At 41.1% G+C, this 22289-nt stretch carries 20 protein-coding genes and 1 tRNA gene; 7 read left to right on the top strand and 14 right to left on the bottom strand.

The annotated features are described in order from the left end of the window. Positions 1 to 4 precede the first annotated feature (4 nt). The 4 genes from IQ244_RS14390 to IQ244_RS14375 all read right to left on the bottom strand — a co-directional run bounded on the left by IQ244_RS14390 (position 5) and on the right by IQ244_RS14375 (position 3460). Positions 5 to 469, bottom strand: coding sequence for a hypothetical protein (locus IQ244_RS14390; RefSeq protein ID WP_193895088.1), 465 nt, complete (start codon positions 467 to 469; stop codon positions 5 to 7). Between the two features lie 302 nt (positions 470 to 771). Beyond that, positions 772 to 1887, bottom strand: a complete 1116-nt coding sequence (locus IQ244_RS14385) for an LptF/LptG family permease (RefSeq protein WP_193895086.1) — start codon at positions 1885 to 1887, stop codon at positions 772 to 774. A 252-nt stretch (positions 1888 to 2139) separates the two neighbouring features. Further along, a complete protein-coding gene (gene lptB / locus IQ244_RS14380) occupies positions 2140 to 2868 on the bottom strand; it encodes an LPS export ABC transporter ATP-binding protein (RefSeq protein WP_193895084.1) in 729 nt (242 codons plus the stop codon). 94 nt (positions 2869 to 2962) lie between these two features. Further along, a complete protein-coding gene (locus IQ244_RS14375) occupies positions 2963 to 3460 on the bottom strand; it encodes an LptA/OstA family protein (RefSeq protein ID WP_193895082.1) in 498 nt (165 codons plus the stop codon). 251 nt (positions 3461 to 3711) lie between these two features. Between IQ244_RS14375 and IQ244_RS14370 the strand changes: the two genes are divergently transcribed. Beyond that, positions 3712 to 3798, top strand: a tRNA-Ser gene (locus IQ244_RS14370). A 143-nt stretch (positions 3799 to 3941) separates the two neighbouring features. Here IQ244_RS14370 and IQ244_RS14365 read toward each other — a convergent pair. Beyond that, positions 3942 to 4160 (bottom strand): hypothetical protein, encoded by a 219-nt coding sequence (locus IQ244_RS14365; protein WP_193895080.1) that lies wholly within the window; start codon positions 4158 to 4160, stop codon positions 3942 to 3944. Between the two features lie 235 nt (positions 4161 to 4395). Between IQ244_RS14365 and IQ244_RS14360 the strand changes: the two genes are divergently transcribed. Then, positions 4396 to 4605 (top strand): capsule biosynthesis protein, encoded by a 210-nt coding sequence (locus IQ244_RS14360; protein ID WP_228058926.1) that lies wholly within the window; start codon positions 4396 to 4398, stop codon positions 4603 to 4605. A gap of 5 nt (positions 4606 to 4610) precedes the next feature. Here IQ244_RS14360 and IQ244_RS14355 read toward each other — a convergent pair whose 3' ends face one another. The 4 genes from IQ244_RS14355 to IQ244_RS14340 all read right to left on the bottom strand — a co-directional run bounded on the left by IQ244_RS14355 (position 4611) and on the right by IQ244_RS14340 (position 9224). Further along, positions 4611 to 6242 (bottom strand): serine/threonine protein kinase, encoded by a 1632-nt coding sequence (locus IQ244_RS14355; RefSeq protein WP_193895078.1) that lies wholly within the window; start codon positions 6240 to 6242, stop codon positions 4611 to 4613. Positions 6243 to 6535: 293 nt separating this feature from the next. Next, positions 6536 to 8302, bottom strand: coding sequence for an arginine--tRNA ligase (gene argS / locus IQ244_RS14350; RefSeq protein WP_193895077.1), 1767 nt, complete (start codon positions 8300 to 8302; stop codon positions 6536 to 6538). A 104-nt stretch (positions 8303 to 8406) separates the two neighbouring features. Next, a complete protein-coding gene (locus tag IQ244_RS14345) occupies positions 8407 to 8613 on the bottom strand; it encodes a glycogen debranching protein (protein WP_193895075.1) in 207 nt (68 codons plus the stop codon). 155 nt (positions 8614 to 8768) lie between these two features. Next, positions 8769 to 9224, bottom strand: coding sequence for a hypothetical protein (locus IQ244_RS14340; RefSeq protein ID WP_193895073.1), 456 nt, complete (start codon positions 9222 to 9224; stop codon positions 8769 to 8771). A 549-nt stretch (positions 9225 to 9773) separates the two neighbouring features. On the opposite strand from IQ244_RS14340, the gene IQ244_RS14335 reads away from it, so the two are divergent. Next, positions 9774 to 10235: a response regulator gene (locus IQ244_RS14335; protein WP_193895072.1), complete on the top strand. Its 462-nt coding sequence runs from the start codon at positions 9774 to 9776 to the stop codon at positions 10233 to 10235. Between the two features lie 90 nt (positions 10236 to 10325). On the opposite strand, the gene IQ244_RS14330 is transcribed toward IQ244_RS14335, so the two are convergent. The 4 genes from IQ244_RS14330 to IQ244_RS14315 all read right to left on the bottom strand — a co-directional run bounded on the left by IQ244_RS14330 (position 10326) and on the right by IQ244_RS14315 (position 15738). Next, positions 10326 to 11456, bottom strand: coding sequence for a hybrid sensor histidine kinase/response regulator (locus IQ244_RS14330; RefSeq protein WP_193895070.1), 1131 nt, complete (start codon positions 11454 to 11456; stop codon positions 10326 to 10328). 26 nt (positions 11457 to 11482) lie between these two features. Further along, on the bottom strand, positions 11483 to 12817 hold the full coding sequence (locus IQ244_RS14325) for an ATP-binding protein (RefSeq protein ID WP_193895068.1): 1335 nt from the start codon (positions 12815 to 12817) through the stop codon (positions 11483 to 11485). A 250-nt stretch (positions 12818 to 13067) separates the two neighbouring features. Continuing rightward, positions 13068 to 13499, bottom strand: a complete 432-nt coding sequence (locus tag IQ244_RS14320) for a response regulator (RefSeq protein WP_193895165.1) — start codon at positions 13497 to 13499, stop codon at positions 13068 to 13070. A 253-nt stretch (positions 13500 to 13752) separates the two neighbouring features. Beyond that, a complete protein-coding gene (locus tag IQ244_RS14315; protein ID WP_228058924.1) occupies positions 13753 to 15738 on the bottom strand; it encodes a PAS domain-containing sensor histidine kinase in 1986 nt (661 codons plus the stop codon). Positions 15739 to 16045: 307 nt separating this feature from the next. On the opposite strand from IQ244_RS14315, the gene IQ244_RS14310 reads away from it, so the two are divergent. Continuing rightward, complete coding sequence (locus tag IQ244_RS14310; protein ID WP_193895066.1) at positions 16046 to 16768, top strand: response regulator transcription factor; 723 nt, start codon at positions 16046 to 16048, stop codon at positions 16766 to 16768. A 101-nt stretch (positions 16769 to 16869) separates the two neighbouring features. Here the strand turns inward: IQ244_RS14310 and IQ244_RS14305 are convergent, their stop codons facing one another. Then, on the bottom strand, positions 16870 to 18222 hold the full coding sequence (locus IQ244_RS14305) for a lipid-A-disaccharide synthase-related protein (protein ID WP_193895064.1): 1353 nt from the start codon (positions 18220 to 18222) through the stop codon (positions 16870 to 16872). 346 nt (positions 18223 to 18568) lie between these two features. Between IQ244_RS14305 and IQ244_RS14300 the strand changes: the two genes are divergently transcribed. The 3 genes from IQ244_RS14300 to IQ244_RS14290 all read left to right on the top strand — a co-directional run bounded on the left by IQ244_RS14300 (position 18569) and on the right by IQ244_RS14290 (position 22284). After that, positions 18569 to 20596, top strand: a complete 2028-nt coding sequence (locus IQ244_RS14300) for a BamA/OMP85 family outer membrane protein (protein WP_193895062.1) — start codon at positions 18569 to 18571, stop codon at positions 20594 to 20596. A gap of 71 nt (positions 20597 to 20667) precedes the next feature. Beyond that, the gene (locus IQ244_RS14295; protein WP_193895060.1) at positions 20668 to 21087 is read left to right on the top strand and encodes an ester cyclase; all 420 of its coding nucleotides are present in this window, start codon (positions 20668 to 20670) and stop codon (positions 21085 to 21087) included. 216 nt (positions 21088 to 21303) lie between these two features. Then, positions 21304 to 22284, top strand: a complete 981-nt coding sequence (locus IQ244_RS14290) for an ABC transporter substrate-binding protein (RefSeq protein ID WP_193895058.1) — start codon at positions 21304 to 21306, stop codon at positions 22282 to 22284. Positions 22285 to 22289 lie beyond the last annotated feature (5 nt).

Genomic DNA, 22289 nt, shown 5'->3' with positions numbered 1-22289 from the left:
GTATTTAAAGAACTTTGTGTGTGTGTGAATGCTGTTTCACATTGTCTTCTTTATTCACAACTCTGGCAGCATTTAACACGCGTTTGCGTTCAATGGAATACTTAAAATCAGTGTAAGTTGTCCCCAAAGGAATCAGATTTTTGCTGCTTTCGGTGCGTTTATAGGTACGCACTGCTGCAAACACCCGTTGAGCAAATTCTTCCCCAAACTGCGCCGATGTGGGAAAGCCTGGGGGTAATAATGGTGTATCACCATCTAACACCGCCCCCAAGGTTGTCGCACAAGCTAGTTTGTAAGAAGTGGGAATATCTTTCATCAATGCTTCTAAAGATGCAGAGGGAATTGGCTCAATTACTTCAACTTGATAAACTTCCCCATCTTCTTTAATAAAACAGGTTGCCAAGCCAATAACGACATAATCATCAGCGGCTAAATCGGCAGTATTTTGATCAGAAATTGCTGTTGTCATGAGAAAATTGTCGCAAAAATTGAAAATTTAGAACTTATAACGGGAAACTTACAAATGCAAACTTTTGTGAAGGGAGAAACACAGCAGCAAAAACAACAGCTAAAGCGTCTTTGCGTCGCCATGTTTCTTTACCCTTTTCTCTCTCTCTTTTTGATCGGCTAGTAGGATTCTACCAAGTTGTTGCTCATTTTCCCTTTTCCCTTCTTTTATCTATACTTTGCTGACTTTGGACACAGGTTTGAAGTCTTAGGTGAACATAGCCATCAGTTTTCCCTTGTCCCACTTTCACATTCCAAGTGTGATTATCGCCTAGCTACACGTATTAACAAGAATAAACCTATAAATAAGAAAATAAAATTAGGCAACCAAGCACCCAAAAAGGGAGAGATAATACCTGCTTGGCCGATCGCCCCACTAACAAAAAACAGTAAATAGTAACTAAAAATAACAATGACACACACCCCGAAACTTGTACCTCTACCAGTACGTTGAGGTACGGTTCCCATTGCTGCGCCGACTAAGCCAAAAACTAAACAAACAAAGGGTAAAGAAATTTTCTGCTGAATTCTCACTTGCAGTTTGCGGATTTTTTGGCGATCGCCTCCCAATTTTTCCACTGTTAACTGTTCTAATGATTCCGAAATATTCATCTCACCGTAGTCACGGCTTTTTTCTACCAGACTCAGTGGTGTGCGGGGTAGTTTGAGTTGTTGCTGTTCAAATCGTAAAATATTGCGATATGACCCATTGGGAGCAACTAAATAAATAGTTCCATTGTAAAAATCCCAGACACTTTGCGAACCATTCCATTGCGCCGATTCTGCCACAACAACCTGATTGAGACCTTCTGTAGATCTATCAATAATTGTTAAACCTTTCATGCGTTTACCATCAAACTGGTCAGCATAAAATAAGCGTGCCAGTATCTTGCTTTTTGTGCCATCTTTCTCTTGGAGATCGCGGTATTCTGGATAAAAAATATTTTGCTGTTTTAAAATTGGTTTGTCTGATTTCAGGGCGCTGTCTAGAATTCTATTGGCTTGATAATTAGCAGTTGGTGTAACTTGTTCGTTAAAGACAAATGTCATACCGGTGACTACCAAACTTAACATCACAGCAGGTAGAACCATCCGATAGACACTCACTCCACAACCACGTAGGGCAATTAGTTCACTCTCGCTAGAAAGACGACTGTAAGTCATCAAAGTAGCCAACAGCGTGGACATGGGAAAAGCTAACACAATAAAATATGGCATCTTTAACAAGAAAACTTGAATGGCGATGCCTACAGGTAGACCAGATTCAACAATTTTTCTAATTAGATCAAATACAGCATCAACTGTTACACCAATTGAGGAAAATGCCCCAACTCCAAATAAAAATGGCGGGATTAACTCACTGAGCAAATAACGATCCATAATCGTAAATGGCAGCAGTGAATTAATACTATAAAAAGACTTCTGCTTTGTGGCAATCATAAGCAAACAAAATTGAATGGTTCAATCCTGGTTAATGTGTAATTCGTAATTAGGACTTACGCAAAAAACCTCTCAAACTCTCATTCCTCCGTGTCCTCTGCGTCTGGAGTGGTAGCCTGCGGCAAGCCGCTATCGCGTCTACGTTATTCCGTAACTCGTGCGTAAGTCCTAGTAATTTATGAATTTAAATATTTAAACGTGAAAATTATCACCTAAATAGTATTGCCTTACCAGAGGATTGCTGTAAAGTTCGTCATCTGTGCCAGAAGCGAGAATTTGTCCTTCACGCATAATATAGGCGCGGTCAGTGATGGCTAGGGTTTCACGCACATTATGATCTGTAATTAAGATTCCCATACCGCGATCGCGCAGTCCTGCCACAATTTCTTGAATTTCTGCCACTGCAATGGGATCAACCCCTGCAAATGGTTCATCTAACAATAAGAACTTTGGCCCTTCTCGCCCAGCCGCCAAAGCCCTGGCTAATTCCGTCCGTCGTCGTTCACCACCAGAAAGTTGAATTCCTTTGCTGTGCGCCACTTTTTCTAACCGAAACTCCCGCAGCAAAGTATTTAATCGCTTCGACCACTCTCGTTTGGGGACATTTGTTTGCTCTAACACCAAAAGTATATTATCTTGCACAGAAAGTTGGCGAAATATACTGGGTTCCTGGGCTAAATAGCCAATACCCAAACGCGCCCTTTTGTGCATTGCTACACCAGTAATATCTTGAGTGTCTAACCAAACGCGCCCCTGATTTGGTCTTTCTAAACCTGTCGCAATGTAAAAGGTCGTGGTTTTACCAGCGCCATTGGGGCCTAATAAACCAACGACCTCACCTTGAATCACGGAAAGATTGACACGATTGACAATGGCTCGTTTGCCGTAAGATTTGTGAATATTCTCTAAAACAATTTTCACTATCTGCGTTTCTTTAATACTAAGTAATTTAACCCGCATCATTATGAGCATGAGGATAATCCAGAAGATTATTCTCAGCAGTTCTACTTAAATATTAATTGGCAGGCTTAAGATTTGGTGTTTTGGGGGCTGGTGTAGTGTTTTGTCCACCTAGTTCTGAGTCTTCTACCATATAAATCGACTCTACTTGGCGATTGCCTTGGGGTAAAGCCACAAACCGTCCTTCATCAATTAAATATGTCACTTTCTCAGCGCGAATACTATTGCCGCCTTGTTGCAAAATATAAACATTGCCACTGAAATCTATCCGGCGTTCTTTGCTAAAGTATTGGGCTTGAGCCGAAGTTGCTTGGATTTGTCGGGCTGGATACAACATTTGGACATTACCACGGGCTGTGATAATTTGACTTTTAGCATCATATTCTTGGATATCAGAGCGGATGGTTAAAGGGCGATTACCCGCAGCAGATTGCGCCGTTGCTGTTTGGGTTTGGCTAGGAAAGGTCAACGCGCCCAAGAGTGCTGCGGGTAGTACCAAGGCTAGACCAAAGTGACGCAGTTGTGATGTTAGCAATTGATTGCAGGGCTTCATAGAAATTTGGGGTTCAGGATTTCCGATTGTATACTCATTATCTCAAGTACTTTCTCCAGCGATAACCTCTACAATCTGGAATAGCTTGGGATAAGTGATGGCTCAAACACTGACGTTTTGCCTAACGCTGAAGTTTCACATAAATTTTAAATCAGCATCAAACGATGATGATTTCCGACACAAGCGATCGCTCTTCGTATCGGGATGTTATCATAACTAAGGGCTATGCTGGCATTTTTATGCAAATACCTGGAGAGGTGGCAGAGTGGTTGAATGCGGCGCACTCGAAATGCGTTAAGGATGTAAGTTCTTCGGGGGTTCAAATCCCCCCCTCTCCGTTGATTACTATCCAGTTGCCTTTGTTGCTTAAATTTAACCAAAAACATGGTGCGTTACGGCTATTGATGATTCTTCCCAACTCTTACAGCGAGATGTAGCCGTAACAAACCCTACTAAATCTTGACTAAGAGAATTTATTAAATTATTCTCGTTTTTCTTCATTCACAGCAATTATTTGCTCAATTTGTTCCACCGTGAGCTGTTGATACTGTTCACTTGTCATTTCTCGGATGTAGTTAAATATTTGTTCAACTGGCGTTCCCGAAATTTCCGCCATTGAATTTAGAGCAGCATTTAACATCAGAACATTAAAAACATACTCTTGTTTTGTGAGAAATACGAAACCATCACCTCTTAACATCTCTATCCACCATCAACCTAATTAATTTTTTACACCAATTTTAAAAATAAATGATTGCAACAGTTCTTGTATAGCAAAATACTCTTAGCGGTAGCTGGAGTTGAACAGCGTGTAGAGGAACAAGACTCATCTCTACTTGGTGTATGCAGTTCATGACGACGACCTAAACCTGTTAGTCGGCAATAGCCTGTTTCAGTTTTGTTGCAGTAAACTAATACCATCTTGTGAGGAGTGCATGATGGGAAACCAAAAATTGATGCAATTACTTTCCTTTGGTTTTATTAGTTTTTGCTTTTGTTTTGGCTTGGGAATTGGTATTTTCATTCGCTTTGGACAGTTGCAACCATCCAATGCTGCGACTACGGCTGAACCAGAGATGTTACCATTCATTATCCCTCTACCTACAACATCACCAGACGATAGCGTTTTTACGTTAAGACCCTAGGTTACTTAGTTACTAGTATTACTATCCATTGGTGGCTTTTCATCTTTGGAAGATGGACTGTCACTAGAAGAATTTTGCTTACGTTCGATAGTTGGGACGACTACAGCTGAAGAATCAGAGCTTTTTGATTCTGTAGTTGGTGGTGGTACTGGGATGACTACAGGATTCGATCGCTTGCTGGGTGGATTTGGTGTAGCTTGATTACTGGTAGCCGGCGAGGTATTATCAGATCGCTTTGCAGTACCTTCCCGGTCAGTACGGTAGGCCCTTAGTTTATCTACTAGTGATGGTGATGGGGAGGTATTAGGTGCAACCGCCGCTTGTTCAGGGTTTTGATTAGGAGAAGTTTTAGTATCGGTAGATGAAGTATTGTCTGAAGAAGTTTTGCTGTTATTTGTTGGTTCTGGTATGGGTGCAGAACGGTTGCGTTTACGTCGTTTTGGGGTATACGCTGATTCCGTGACATCTGTGGTTGGAGAATTTTTGTCGGGGTTAGTGGCTTCTTCTACTGTTGACTGTGAACCTTGGGGATTGGTATTGTTGCCCCCTGTTTTTGTGATTGGGTTAGCAAACAGTGGCTTGGAAGATGACTCTGGCTGTGTATTTGAGGAAAATAGACTAGTGATGCCAAAACCTGCGGTAGCTGCAACTAAAGCTACACCTACACCAATTAAGGCTTTAGAACCAGTTAGTTGTTTGGTAAATGCTGTAACCGGATTTAAACGCGCTTGCTTGTGTTTTTTCCCGAAAACACCTCGTCTTGGCTGGGATGATAAATCTACTGTGGCGACTGTATTAGTTGCTACGCCTTGGAGTACGCTATTTACTTCACTACTGGGCAATAGTTGTAACCATTCTGCCACTGTCCCAGGACGGAAGCGAGAATCAACCGCCATACCCCGCATCACGGCTTGATTGACTGCTGCACTGAGGTGGGGTTGTAGTTCCTTGGGGGAAGCCATTTTTTCGCGATCGCGCAATAATGCTGGCATAGGAACCTGTGCTGTTAACAAAGCATACAAGGTTGCTGCCAAACCATACACGTCTGTAGCCGGGGTGCGCGGCGCTTGTGTCAAGTATTGTTCAATTGGTGCGTAGCCTTCAGAAACTATCCCTGTGTGAGTTTGTTTGACACCGCTATTAAATTCCCGCGCAATGCCAAAATCAATTAATATGACCTCTTGAGTTCCTTGGCGAAGAATAATATTATCGGGTTTAATATCGCGGTGCAGCAAACCATTATTGTGGACTACCTGTAAAGCTGCACCAATTTGGCGGATGTAATGAATTGCTGTGGCTTCCGGTAAGGGTATCCCTGGGAGGACAAAAGCATTGCCCAAAGTTTCCCCCGGAATGTATTCCATCACCATATAAGGTAGCCCTTCTTCAATAAAAAAGTCGCTGACCCTGACAATGTTGGGATGGATACAAGTAGCTAGTCGTCTGGCTTCATCTTGGAATTGGCGCTCGAACTTGGCAAAATCTTGATGTTGCCGCAAGCGTTCGTTAATAGTCTTCATCACTACATCTTGACCTAGGTAGTGATGCGTAGCTTTAAACGTAATACCAAAGCCACCGTGTCCGATTTCTTGGGTGAGGGTATATTTTCCACCCTGCAAAATTTTGCCTGCTAACATAGATGTTTTGCGTTTTGAGTCCTGAATCCTGAATGAGCAGATATATGGCTCTCGAAGTTAGAAAGTCTCCCTATCATAGCTACAGCTTGGTCTTTTTCATGATACAGTAGGCTCACACATTGCATCTTGAAAATTAGGTGAAGCAGAAGGTAGTGGTTCGGCTACGCTCACCAACCAGAGGCAGAAGGTGAAAATTTTCCGGCTGCGGACATTTACGCTTTTAAAACGTCCTTTTTCTGGCAAACATTAACAAGGTTTATTTCCTACTCCCCACTCCCTACGCCCTTTCTGAGTTACATTCTTTCCAAGACTTGAATTCCCAACAACGATAATCCGAGTTTCAAGGTTCTAGCTGTTAAATCGCACAAAACCAAGCGGGATGTACGTTGCGGCTCTTCTGCATCTAGTACACGAACACCGTGATTGCGATCGTAGAAGACATTAAACTTTTTACTCAATTCGTATAGATATTCACATAAACGATTGGGTAACAAGTCTTGTTCCACAGTACTAACAACTTCACCCAATTGTAGTAAATACTTTGCTAGGGCAAATTCTGTTTCATGCTCTAATATGACTTGAGCATTATTGCCCAATTCTTCAAAGTTAATGCCACCCTTACGACTAATACCTTGAATCCGTGCATAAGCATAAAGCATATAAGGCGCAGTATTACCTTTGAGATCTAGCATTTTGTCAAAGTTGAAGACGTAGTTACTAGTGCGGTTTTGGCTCAAGTCAGCATATTTAACTGCACTAATACCCATTATTTGGGCAACATGAGCAATAAATTCCTCTGTTTCTGTACGCTCATCTGCTTGTAATCTCTGTTCTAAGTCAGCACGAGCGCGGATAATTGCTTCATCAAGTAAATCTCGTAAGCGCACAGTTTCCCCAGAACGGGTTTTGAGCCTTTTGCCATCTTCCCCTAATACTAAACCAAAGGGAACATGAACTAATTCCACATCATCTGGAATCCAACCTGCTTTGCGTGCGACTTGGAAAAATTGAGCAAAGTGATTACTCTGTCCTGCATCAGTTACATAAATGATACGTTTTGCTGCATCTTGTTGAATGCGGTAGCGTAAGGCGGCTAAGTCTGTAGTGGCGTAGTTGTAACCACCATCAGATTTTTTGACAATTAAAGGTAAAGGTTCACCTTCTCTATTGGTATACCCTTCCAAGAAAACGACTTTTGCACCTTGGTTTTCTATTAGTAAACCGGATTTGGCTAAATCTTCAACAACTGTGGGTAACAAGGAGTTGTAAAAAGATTCGCCGCGTTCATTTAAATTGATATCTAGCAAGTCATAAATAACTTGAAATTCTTGGCGGGATTGTTCACACAGCAGTTTCCAAGCATGAAGGGTATCTGCTGCACCTGCTTGTAATTTGACAACTTCTTGGCGTGCTGTTTCTTGGAAGGTTTCATCAGCATCAAACCGCTGTTTGGCTTGGCGATAAAAGGTAACTAAATCACCGATATCTAAGGCGTTGGCGGTGGTTAAAGCTTGGGGGTAAACTTCGCGCAGGTAAGCAATGAGCATTCCAAATTGCGTACCCCAATCACCTACATGATTTAACCGCAAAACATCATGTCCGCGAAATTCCAGAATCCGCGCGATGGAATCACCAATAATTGTGGAACGCAAATGTCCGACGTGCATTTCCTTGGCAATATTCGGACTGGAAAAATCAACGATTTCTCGCTGTGGTGTTTTCGCTTGGGGAACGCCTAATCTGGAGTCTGGGTAAATGGCTTTGAGTTGTGCTTCTAGGTACGCTGTTTTGAGTCTGAGGTTGATAAAACCGGGGCCAGCAATTTCTGGTAGTTCGCAGATTTGCGAGACATCTAATTTTTCGACTATAGCAGAGGCGATCGCTCTTGGTTGCTGTCCTAATTTTTTGCTCAAGGATAAAGCCACGTTTGCTTGATAATCACCAAATTTCGGATTACCCGCCGGAACCAAAATTGGATCTACTGTGGCGTATTCATCACCAAAAGCAGCAACCATTGCCTGCTCAAATTTTCTTTTTAATTGTTCTTGTGTAGCATTCATATATAAATGTTATCTGTCACAGGCAAAATGCGGTTGCTGAGAGAAAGATTCTCAGAAGCCTGATTATTTTAACCTTAAAATATCTGCCCTTAGTCCAAAAGGCATTAATCGAGTTTTAAGGCATTAACTGGTACGTCATCCCAAGATTCAACTATCCGTAATATTGCTGTCCAACCGGCTGCTTTTTGTTTCTCAGTCAAATTCTTGGCAAACGAATCATGACAATCTTTGGCTTGAGACTCATTACAACAGGCAATACAGGCATAAATCATCCCCGATGGATCAATTTGCTCATTTACCCAAATAGTCATGAAGTATCCCCTCGAAAGCTATATAGCAATAAGATATTTGGTCATTTTAGCTTGATCTGCGGTTTATCCATCCTGATCACCATAGTTTTTAGGAGTTTGCCAATTTGGCGAGATCAGGTGCGATCGCCGCAATCCTGACTGTACCAAGAGTAATATTAAATATCTGGAAATACATCTAAAGGTTGTAAATCTGGTTCAATCCAAGCATTACGAGCTTCCCAAGACATGATTACATCCTGACTATAATAATTTTTGGGTATATTTTTATCTTGTAACTTATAGATTAGTTTGTTTGTTAATTCCACTATGGGAATCTTTCTATCCACAACAGCTAAATAATTACGTACTATGTAAATCCAAAACAGTGTTAGCGTTTCATGATAGCCACTGTTAAGTGTAGTCTGGATATTCATTGCTGCGTTGTATTGCTGAATACCTTGACGAATCAAATGGATCGCTTGTATTTCCTCGTACTGAGTTAGATACCATATCGCCACTGTTAAGTGTGCCGAATGATTCCATTCAGAATGTGGTAGAGTGCATTGATCAAACGTTGTGATCAAGTTTTTAATTTCTTCAATAGTTTGGTATTGCTGGTTTAGATGACTCATTGTGCATTATTGGTCAGTTTTTCATTCTTTAAATAAAATTAGATTGTTATACTTATGGATAAGGGACATTTGCTAAAAGCAGACATCCCTTTTAGGAATGTTTCTATCTTGAATAGCTAAGAAATAATATTGAAGAAAGTTAAGTAGAAAATGTACTAAATCTTCTCAGTCTGACTAGGAAAGGCTCACGAGAATAATTAATGTGTTGTAGCTGATTAATGGCGATCGTGGATCAGTTTACCAAGCAACTATACTTATGGGTTTGTATCTTTAACTCTGTTGGCGATCGCCCCAAAATAGACCATAGGATAAATTAGATTTTTTTATATCAAATTATGATAAAGTTTTGCCAAAAAATTATGTAATTTTGCGTATAATCGAAAAGTGTCTGCAAAAGCTATAAGCATTAGATTTTTTCTATTTACACTAAACTGTAAAAAATTAAAATAAAACTTAATTCTCAATCCCCTCCATCCTATCCCTTGTGGGATGGTTCGTCTGGTATATCAAAAAAGACGATAAATCCCCATTGATTTTTCTGGAGAAAAGATGTATCTAGCACATTCATTCATCAGTGATGGCAAGCAGCAGAACTCTCAGAAACCTTTAATTTTAGCAGTGGAAGATAATGATGATAATCTCCTGCTGATTAGTTATGCTCTTGAGTCGTTAGGCTGTCAATTCATCTGTCAATCAGACAGTTCCTCAACGTTTTTGGTAGCTAAAGAGTATCAGCCAGACTTGATCATGTTAGATATTTTGTTACCTAGTCTCAGTGGAATTGAAGTTGTAAATTATCTCAAGCAAGATCAGCTAACTTACAAAATTCCGGTACTTGCAGTCACAGCTTTAGCCACCACAGAAGATCGAGAACGCATTCTCAAAGCTGGATTTAATGACTACATCAGCAAACCATTCTTCATTGAGGATTTAGAAACGGTAGTTCGCCGTCTACTACGAGGAAAACTAGAACCGCATTCAAATGATGAGAAACTAGAAACTAGAAGCTAGAGGCTAGTATTTATACTCAGCACGCTGCTCAACTCCCGCTACCGCTCTAAGCGCAGCCATGCCCACAGGGCTTTACAGCACTCAGCACTTTCAATACATACTTTTTGGTAGTCGTACTGTGAATACACTGCCTTTACCAAGTTCAGAGGTAACTGTAATATTACCACCGTGCGCTTCGGCAATTCGATAGGAGAGATGTAGGCCTAAACCGCTACCAGAGCGCTTATTTCGGCCTTGACGAAATCGCTCGAAAATTCCTCCTTGGTCTTCTGGGGCGATACCATACCCTGTATCTTCAAATGCAATAATTACCCAAGTTTTACCGGGAGTTTTGTCTGATTCTTCCGCAAATCGAATTGTAATTCCCCCTGTATCGGTAAATTTGATGGCATTACCGAGGAGGTTATTGAACACTCGGCGTAGTTCTAGAGCATCACCCATGACAGTACCGGGATCTGCTGTATTTGACGTTAAACTACTAGTGTCTACTTCTACGGTTAAATTTTTCTCACCAGTCAGTGGTGCTAATTCGCTCACGACTTCCTGAAGTATTTCTGGTAAGTTGCAGACTTCATCGTTGAAGGTCTTTTTCCCAGCATCTAAACGAGAAACTTCTAGCAAGGTATTAACCATTTGCATTAAGTTTTGGTTGCTGCGAATCATGACGGCGATCGCTTGTTTCATTTCCGGCGAAATTTTGCAGAATGTTTCGTCTTGAAACAAACCCAGCATTCGATCAGCCGCGACTAAGGGGGTACGCAAATCATGGGTGAGACGAGATACAAAGTCTTCTCGCTGACGAGCCATTTTTTGCTGTTCGTCTAAACTGTGCTTGAGCCGCAAAAGCGATCGCACTCTCGCTAATAGTTCATCTGTATCAAAAGGTTTGCGAATAAAATCATCAGCACCATTATCCAATCCTTCCACCACACTAGATTCATGAAAGGCTGTAATCAGTAGAATCGGAATATAACTTTTAATCTCTGGGTTATGACGAATGCGACGGGTAACTTCATAACCATCCATCCCTGGCATCATCACATCAAGCAGAATCAAATCAGGTGGAGATTGTTCAACGTATTGTAACGCTGACTTACCATCGGAAACTAAGTCTATTTGATATCCTTCACTTTCTAAAATTGTTTGAACCAAAATGAGGTTATCTTTAGTGTCATCAACAGCCAGAATCCGATCAACTTTGGACTTTTCCACTACAGACATGATTAATCTACTTTTGTGCTAAGGATTTATAGTTTTAGGTGAGGATACCTCATCGATGAGCGACGGGATGGAGGAGAAGATTGATGAGGATTATGAGCCGAGAAAAAAATATTTTCACCATCAACATTTGAAGCCGGGATTTTTCCGGCTCCATCTTTGGCTAATATTTGTCGTGGTAGCTCAACTTTAAACATCGAACCAACTCCCAATTCGCTCTCGATAAAGATTGTGCCACGCATCATTCTGACTAAAGAATCGACAATTGCCAAACCCAATCCGGTACCCGGATATTTGCGCGTTAGACTTTGATCGACTTGGCGAAAGGCTTCAAAAATATGTTGAAAATCTTTGGGAGCTATGCCAATACCTGTATCACGAACTGCGATCGCCAGACGATTTCCCGGTAGTTCTTGAACTTCTAACCAAATATTACCTGTTTCTGTAAACTTAATCGCATTCGATAGCAAATTCACTAATATTTGCCGTAATCTTACTGAGTCATTAAATACCCAAGGATTTTCTAAATTCAACTGTACTCGCAAAGTTAATTTTTTCGCTTCTGCGAGGGATTGCATTTCGCTAACAGTTGAATTGATTACTGTCGTTAAATCAAATAATTCCGATTTTAAGTCTAGTCTTCCCGCTTCTAATTTAGAAAAGTCGAGAACTTCATTTAATAACATTAATAAATGCTTACCATTATTTAGAATTCGCTCAATCATATCAGTTTGTTGAGGCGTTAGCTGACCGAATTTTGGCCGCAATAATATTTGCGAAAACCCAATAATTGCATTCATTGGTGTCCGCAATTCATGAGACATAGTTGCCAAAAACTGAGTTTTTAGTCTTGAGGCTTCGATTAATTTTAAGTTTTGTAGTTGAATTTGTTGCCGTTGTTTTTCGAGTTCTTGATTTTTACGGATCAGTTGATCGTGACTTTCTTTCAACTGTTGGAGTACTAAATTTGCTTGCATTTCGGCACGATATACCCGCATAGCATTGCGTAAAACTTGTGCTAATGTTTCTGAAGATACGCGTGATTTAGAAAGATAGTCTGTAGCACCAGCTTTCATCAATTCGACAGCAATTTGTTCATCTCCTTGCGCGGTCAGAACGACTAAAGGAACTTTGATTTCTGATGTATGTACCCTGTGAATCAGTGTCAAGCCATCTTGATCGGGTAAGCGATAATCAAGGAAAACACAGTCAAATGTGGTATTTGCCAAAGCGAGTAGTGCTTCATGGCCATTACCAGCCTCCAACAGTTCCATTTTGACACCTGCTTGCGTCAAGGCGCGGCGTACTGCCATCCGGTCTACTTCATCATCGTCTACAACCAAAATTCTCAGCGTTTCTTCCATTTGCTTTTATTTTCGCTGTCCAATGCGATTTAATGTAGATCATTTTTATTTTTAAGCTATCCAAATAAAAAGTTTGAGAGTTAAGTTAGTAGTTTGGATATAGGAATTTCAAAAAATATTATATCTTGGGGACATTCGTCTATTCATTAATAATATCCCGATTTGGAAATTATCTTACTTAAGATTCTTTAGCTTAAATTATTTTTGCTTTCTCTTGACTTTTACACATTCCTTATCGAATTTGAGGAAATTAAGTTATTTCACACAATATCCAGTATTTTTTCAAGTTTGTCATGGACTCCACAAATTTAGTAAAAGTTAAAGGTTTGAGAATGTATCCTGCAACATTTAAGTTATAGGCTTGAACCCTATCTTGATCCTGATTGGAAGTCGTCATGACAACTACAGGAGTTGTGCATAGTTCTGGATCAGCACGCAATTCTTGCAGAAATTCTATGCCGTTCATTTTGGGCATATTTAAATCTAGTAAAATTAAGCGTCGCTCAGGTGGTAACTGGGGATATTTATCAGGATTACCCCGCAATATTGCTAGGGCTTCTAAACCATCACTCGCTAGATAAAGGGGATTGGTAATATTAACTTTTTTAAATGCTCGCTTGACATTCATGACATCAACTTCATCGTCCTCCACTAGTAATATGTTAATAACTCTTTCCATAATGTTTTTATGAAATAATCTGAATTTTTGTTTTCGTCAAATAAATCACTTATTAAAATCAATTGGATTATTAGCATTTAATTACTTATGATATTTTTAAAGTTAGTAATTAATAACTGAATAATCATACAACGACCAAAGCTTGATTAAGCTCACTATTATTGTAAATGAGCATGATAATACCTGTCCTCAGCCATTAGTGAGAGTTGTAAACAAATATTTTGCACCCTAAGCTTGAGCAATTCTATTCGCCTGATTATTTAGTCCAAGTAAAGTGAAAACTGCTGCCAATACCTAAGCTTGAATCTAAACTGATCGTACCCCCTTCTGTTTCGACAATTTTTTTGACGATCGCCAAACCAATGCCTGTACTTTCCTGGAGATCGCGGGCTGTTAAAGTTTGGAACATGGTAAACACTTTCTGCTGATATTCTGGGGCAATACCAGGCCCATCATCGGCAATAGTAAATTTGTAATGACTACCTTGGTCTTGTACAGAAATTTTTACCTGGCCATCCAGGCGTGAGTGATACTTAATCGCATTTTCAATCAAGTTGGTAAATACTTGTTGTAGTAGCATCCGCTTAGTCATCAAGGTAGGCATTTTTGATGCAACTTCAATCTTAAAAGTTGCTGGTGCAGCGAGAGCATCAATTACTTCTTGGAGTAATTCGTTGACATTTACTAAAGACAAGTCTGGATGAATGCGCCCAATCTGCGAATATTTCAATAAACCATTAATCAATCCTTCCATCCGCCGGACTCGACCACGCAACAAATTTAACTGTTGCTGGTTTTCTGGAGGGAGTTGATCATTAAGGTCTTCTTCTAACCATTGTGAGAGATTAGCGATCGCTCTGAGTGGTGCTTTTAAATCATGAGAAGCGACATAAGCAAACTGATCTAATTCCTGATTGCGCTTTTGTAAAGTAGCTGTGGTTTGGGTCAAGATGGTATTTAAGTAAGTCAGTTCCGCTGTGCGCTCTTGGAGTGATAGTTCGATTTGTTTGCGCTCGCTAATATCAATACATGAGCCAATAAGCCCGACAAACGCACCATATCGAGAAAATCTTGGCGTACCTGTATCTAAAATCCAGCGATATTCCCCATCAAATCGACGTAGGCGGTACTCCATCACAAATGAGTTGCGGGCATCAAAAGCCGTTGTATAAATATTGATACACCGTTCTAAATCCTCTGGATGAACTCCTTCTGCCCAGCCGTTACCTAACTCTTGAATCATTGTGCGGCCAGTAAATTCTAACCAGCCTTGATTAAAAAATGTACAGCCCTTATCCATACCAGACATCCAAATCATCACAGGTGCGGTATCTGCCATGATGCGAAATCTGGCTTCGCTTTCTTCTATGGCTTGCTGGGTGGGTTGTGGTTCAGTCAGATCAATCACTGTGCCGATATAGCCAATCACTGCACCGTTAGCTTGAGTTTCTGCCACAGCTTGGCAAAACGCCCACACAACTTTATCTGGAGAATGGCGAAAGCGAAACTCACACCGCAAGGGTTGTAAATCTGGGACACTGCGCCGCCATGCTTGATCTACAAGTGCCAAATCATCGGGGTGAATCGCCCTCCGCCATTCTTGACCGAGGGACAATTCAGCCGAACGACCAGCTAATTCACACCACCGCTCATTCACATAAAGGTAGTTACCTGACAAATCTGTGCGAAATATGGCGACTGGTGACATTTGTGCTAAGGAGGCGTAGCGATGCTCATTTTCTCGTAATTTTTGTTCTGACAACTGGCGCTCGGCAATTTCTGGTGAGTGATGCGGTAAGGAAAAAGCAGAGGTAATCAATTCATCACCATCAGTTTGGGGGTCAGGCAGATTTTCCCCTTGTAAAATTAAAAAAATAATTTTTCCTTGTTGATTGGTGATCGGCTTAATGGAAAAATGAAAGGTTAATAAGCGATCGCCTACCCCCAATATTTCAACTTCATAATCTACAGATTCACCGGCTGCGGCACAAGCAACGGCTGTTTTGATTGCTGCTTGAGTTGGCTTTGACTTATGCCACCAAGGAACTTCCCATAAAGGACAGCCAATTACCTCACTGCTAGTCAATCCACTAAAATGTAACGGTGACTGATTAATTTCGAGAAGGTTGCCCTCCGGTTGCATTAATCCAATGAATTTGATAGTTTCAGGCAAAATATATTTGATTAATGAAGAGCATTGACTATTGGCTAAAGCAATTTTAAGTTTTTCTAATTTATCCATTTTGTGCAGTTTTTCAGCTATTAATTATGGTTAAATATTGGAGTAATTTACTAATTTGTGCATCATCACTAAAAGTTGCTAAAAGCGATAAATTGCCACAAATATTCCATATTTGGTTGGGCAATATCTATATATCCCAGGCTAGATATTTAAATCTATCTATTTGAAAAAATTGAAAAATCCTACTTCTATCGGTGGATGCAAGCCCTTTGCAAGATCATCTATCTTTGGTTTGGGAAAACATAAATAAAGTGGCTTACAAAAGCGGTACTTAAAAAGACGCAATCAATGAAGAGTGAGTGGAGCAATGAACGAAATCAGCATTATTTTAATTGAGGATCACGATTTAACCAGAATGGGTCTGAAGGCTGCATTGCAGTCTCACAGCGGATTAAAAGTAATTGGGGAAGCAGCAAATGCCACCCAAGGTATGAAACTATTAGAAACAGCCAAGCCAGATGTAGCCGTGATAGACATTGGCTTACCTGACATGGATGGAATTGAACTCACCCGCAAATATAGACGTTATCAAGCCGAGACAGGACAAACAGCTACCAAAATCCTGATCTTGACAATGGATCACACAGAGGATGCAGTATTAGCAGCTTTTGCCGCAGGTGCAGACTCTTATTACATGAAAGAGACCAGCATTAGCAAGTTAACAGAGGCCATCCAAGCAACTCATGGTGGTAACTCCTGGATTGATCCGGCGATCGCTAATGTAGTATTACGCAAAATGCGTCAAGGTATACCAGGGGAAAACCAAAAAGGTGATCAGCCCAAGACCGTGAAAATTGAAGCCTTAGCCACAGAATACGAGCAAGTTCTAGAAACCTATCCCCTAACCCAACGAGAATTAGAAATTTTAGAATTAATCGTTGCTGGATGTAGCAATGGTCAAATTGCCGAGAAACTCTACATCACCGTTGGTACAGTTAAAACCCACGTCCGCAACATCTTAAACAAACTCTGTGCTGATGACCGTACCCAAGCCGCCGTGCGTGCATTGCGTTCTGGATTAGTTGCATAGAAAAGTTAAAAGTTAAAAGGCAAAAGGCAAAAGTTATAGCTGTAGTTACTAGATTATTGATGTTCAAAAATCAGCACTTTAGTCTCAAATAAGAGAATCTTTTACTTTTTGCTTCTTAAAACTAATCTTTCGGCTAAACAATCAGCAATTCGTCGTGCAGCCCCAGGTTGACCCATCCGCCGTAAGCCATTCTCAGCGATGATTTGTAACCTGTCAGGATTTTGGAGCAGCGATCGCATCACCTTCGCTGCTTGGGACGGCTGTTCAATTAAAATCAAAGAATCTCCTAAAAGACGGCTTTGGGCTTCAGCAAAAGCATAATTATATTGTGGCCCTTGTCCAGGAATGGCGATCGCTGGTTTACCTAAACCAACAAATTGTTCCGTAGCTGTCCCCGCCATTGCGATCGCCACATCTCCTAAATGCAAACAATCGTTATAAGCTTGTTGGGAGATCAGCAAATAAGCATGGCGTTGTTTAAAAATTAAAGTATTGGCATCAGGTAAAGAAATCGGAGATTCCGTGTGGGGTCGCCAACCTTGAACCTGTAAACTAGACGTTAATTGACTGGTATCAAGACTGGGTGCGATCGCTGCTAAAAACACCACATTACCAGAAGTATGCCCTGCTGCATCACGCTCTGGAAAACTTGCCAATAACGCAGATACAGCTTCCAGAATCACTAGCCAATTTTGATAAGCTTCTGGTGGACGAGAACCAGGAAGCAACGTCACAACCAATGGTCGTGCTAATTCTTGTTGTTGGACATCCGCCGTATAAAATCGTTGTAGCCCAAAGCTAGGCGCTAAACCATCCATCATGGGATTCCCCACATCAACCGCCGGAATCTGCCATTGTTTTAATATCTCCGTAGTCAAAGCATCTCTGGGAAACACCGCCCGACAAGGGCGACGACTCATCAACCAACGTTCCCAAGGATGGTAAATTGAACCAGAGAAATTTTCCCAACGGGCAGATTTTGATTTGCGTGGTAACAATCCTGTTTCATCCTGTACATAATACTCAGATTTCGCCGTGCCGACAAAAGCATAATTCGCGCCACTAAAATAGGCAAACAACAGCGGAACAATATCACCCACTGCTAAAATCCCCGCTGGCTTACCTGATTTTTTTTGCGAACTCACCCACCGCCGCATTGCTTGAATTTGACTGAGAGTCAACTGTACTAACCCACCGCGCACATCCCGCATCAGTTGACGGTTATCCATATATATAAAACCACCAGAAGGCATCGTCCGCACTGAACCAATTAAAGGAATACCCAAATTTTGATAAGCGTGTCCTTCCCCCACCAACGGTAAAGCAAAAATTTCTGGTGGGTTTGATTGTTGCTGGAATGCTTGCACAATTCGCACTGCAATTATATCTTCGCCATGACCGTTACTTAAAACCAGTAAGCGTAACCGAGAATTTGTCGATGGTGAATTACTCATAAGAAACAAATGATCAATATTAACTGTCAAGATAATTTGTAATTGATAATTCGTAATTAACCCATAGAAGTTAGCTAGAACATCGATTTCCTAATGAAAAACCTAACCCCCCAGCCCCCTTCCCTAGTAGGGAAGGGGGTAGATTAGCTCCCCTCTCCGGCGCGGAGAGGGGTCGGGGGAGAGGTTCTTCCAGGATTACTGAATTGGTGTTCTAGGGCTTGAAGCTTATTACTTCCGTCAATAAATTGAGGGAACCACAATGGTTTGGGGTAAAACCCAATCAAAGCAAGTGGTGGCTTAGGCTTGCATACTTCAATTACGAATTACGAATTAGTAATTATTTGTTATGCAAATTTCTAAAACAGCAATTTTAACTTTAGCTACTTTAGCGGCTAGTAATGTGACTCAACAAGCACTAGCTGCACCAACTACCTCAGCCAACGAAACTAAAAAAGATGTAGTAGTTCCGGTAATTGAAGAAACTCCCACACGCACAGAAGCTATTTCAGCACCAGAAACTGTCATCGTGCCACAGTTTTCCGCAAATACCAAAGGTATTAATAAAAATTCTCCAGTAGTACTAACTCCAGTCAATCAGGCTAATACTACCGTTAAACTCCCTACATCTTTACCAACAGATAATAATTTAGTCCTCACAGCAACAGATGTACAGGTAGTAGGCGCAACTCCCGAATTACAAGAAATTGTCCGCCGAGTTATCAAAACCCAAACAGGGGGAGACACCAGCCAAAACCAGTTACAACAAGATGTCGCCGCAATTTTAGAGACTGGGTTATTTACCACTGCCAACGTCAACAGCCGCACCACAGCCACAGGGTTGAGTGTAACTTATCAAGTGCAACCAGTCATAGTGCGATCGCTGCAACTTTCTGGCGCAAAGGTACTAACTTATCCAGTCGTTCTCGAACGATTCCAGCCCCAATTCAATAGCGCCATCAGTCCCGCGGGATTGCAAAAAGCTGTAGAACAAGTCAACAAATGGTACACCGACAACGGTTATAACTTGGCGCGGGTACTATCCATTAAACCTAGCCGTGAGGGAATTTTGAATATCAACGTAGCGGAAGGTTTAGTAGGTGAGATTAGATTTCGCTTTGTCAACGACGAAGGTCAAACCGTTGATAGCAAAGGTAATCCTATAAGTGGACGCACCAAACCAGACTTTTTACGCCAGCAAATTCAACTCAAATCTGGGCAAATCTTTCAAGAAAAATTAGTTCAGCAAGATATTCAGCAACTATATCGCACAGGCTTATTTTCCAGCGTGAATGTTGCATTAGAAGGCGATGCGACAAATTTAAATTTAGTTTATGAACTCAAAGAAAATGGCGCACGGGCAATTAACTTAGGTGGGAGTTATAACGCCGATCAAGGATTAATTGGTACTGTTAATTATCAAGACCAAAATGTTGCCGGAAAGAACAATATATTAAATTTAAATGTGGGTTTAAGTAGTCGTGATTTGCAATTTGACGGGAAATTAATCAATCCTTATCGTCCCAACAATCCCGATCGCCTAGGTTACACCGTTAACGGCTTCCGTCGCCAAGAACTTTCTGAAACCTTTGACGACACCATCAAATTAGCCAACGGCGATAAAGTGCGAGAAGGACAGATTGGCGGTAGTGTCAGCTTGCAAAGACCGATTGATGGTTGGGATGCTTCTTTAGGATTGAATTATACCAGGACAACAATCCGCGATCGCCAAGGTAATGTTACGCCAACGGATGCCCAAAATAACCCCCTATCCGCCAGTGGTACAGGTATTGATGACTTGACTACCGTATCTTTCACCGCCGCCAAAGATAACAGAAATAACCCACTCAACCCAACTCAAGGTTCCTTACTAAAATTGAGTACAGAACAATCTATCCCCGTCGGTCAGGGTAATATTTCCCTCAACCGCGTCACAGCTAATTTCAGCCAATATGTACCAGTCAAAGTATTCGATAGTAAGCAACCGCAAGTATTTGCTTTAAACGTCCAAGCGGGTACAGTCATTGGGGATTTACCACCGTACGAAGCCTTTAATTTAGGTGGTTCCAACTCCATACGCGGTTACGATGGCGGGAAGGTTGGGAGTGGACGCAGTTACGTTTTAGCTTCCGCAGAATATCGCTTTCCCATCCTACCCATAGTTGGCGGTGTGTTATTTGCTGACTTCGGCTCAGACTTGGGTTCGGGTAGCACCGTTTTAGGAGATCCGGCGGGTGCGCGTGATAAACCAGGCTACGGCTTTGGTTATGGTGCAGGTGTGCGTTTAGATTCCCCACTGGGGTTAATTCGGGCTGACTACGGCGTTAACGACCAAGGAGAAAGTAAAGTGCATCTAGGTATAGGTCAGCGATTTTAATAGTGTTTACGCTTGACTATGAGTAAATATAAGGGTATTTAAATGCTTAATACCCTGTCAGTACGCTAACCATGTCTACCGCACAAAACAAAGCCGTTGCCCTGGAATTCTACCAAGCCTTTGACAATGGCAGTGTTGAACAAGCCAAAAAAATCATCGCCGCAAATTTTACAGCCCATACAACAGGCGCATCCGAACCTCTCGATTTAGCTGGCTTTATAGAGTATGGGTTGATGATGCGTACTGCGTTTCCCGATGGGAAGCATACATTTGCAGATGTGATTGTTGAGAATGATAAAGTTGTCACCCGTGGCACATTCAGCGGAACTCATCAAGGAGAATTACTCGGTTTTCCGCCCACAGGTCAGCAAGTTAAATTTGCCGTGATGCACATAGACCAGATTGTTGATGGCAAAATAACTGAACATTGGGGACAGGCAGATATCATGGCTTTGATGCAACAATTGGGGATTCTTCCCCCATCAATGTAAGTCACGTAAACTCTCTTAAAAAAACTCAGCGATACTCTGCGTTTGATAAATTCTGAGATTAATTTGGCTGGCTCATATAACCGCAGATCAAAAAAGTTAGGTGATACTAAAAACTTGCTGTTACCTGTCTTTAGATATAAATTGAATCAATTTAATATTTCTTAATTGTATAAACAATAACTATAACTATGATTTATAGAATTGGTTATAGTCTTTATGCTTAAACTACTGAGATATATAAGTATTTTTATGATTACTACCTGTTTGCTATTTACTTGTCATGGTTCAGTACCGACTCAATTAAAACGCCCTCCCTTAAAAATACCAATTGGATATTTTGTTGGAGAATATCCAAGTGTAATTGCTCAACAAAAAGGATTCTTCAAAGCCCAAGGGGTAGATGTAGAAATAACTCATAAACGATACATCCGATTAGAAGCAGCAAATTTCAGTGCGGGTAAGTATGATGGTGTTATATCTTCTTTGGGAAGTTTTATCATCTTGAGTGCCACAAATCCAGATATACAAGGCGTGATGATTGTAAATGAATCAACAGGAGCAGATGTAGTAGTCGCCCAATCAGAAATTAAAACCGTTGCTGACTTGAAAGGTAAAAAGCTGGGTGCAAATCTAGGCGGTTTTAGCGAAGTTTTCGTGACTGAGATGTTGAAAAAAGCTAACTTAACCAGCGATGATGTGAACTTGGTTAAATTAGAGGCTTCAGAAATTCCTCAACGTCTAAAAAATCATGTTATTCAAGCCGGACACACTTGGGAACCCCATCTTTCTGAAGCTATGAAATCAGGGGGACATATTTTATTTACTAGCAAACAAACCTCTGGCTTGATTTTAGATCTGATTGTCTTTCGCAAAGAGATAATCCGCGATCGCCCCGAAGATGTTCGTGCATTTGTCCGAGGATGGCTGCAAGCCGCAGCCTACTGGAAAGCAAATGTTCAAGAAGGAAATGAGATCATCAGCAAAGTGTTAAAAATTCCTAGCAATACAATCTCTTTGGAGGGAATAAACCTAACTAATTTAGCCGAAAATCAAAAACTCTTTGAATCTAGTAACCCTAACTCTATCTACAAAGCTGCCAAAATATATGCAGACTTTTTTATTCGTGCTGGAAACTTGACCCGCATTCCTGAATTAAACAGTTTGTTCAATTCTTCCTTCGTGAATCCTCCTCCCTAGTTTAA

It is taken from the genome of Nostoc sp. LEGE 06077, assembly GCF_015207705.1.
Lineage (GTDB): Bacteria > Cyanobacteriota > Cyanobacteriia > Cyanobacteriales > Nostocaceae > Nostoc_B.
This window is presented reverse-complemented; position numbering and strand designations above follow the sequence as displayed.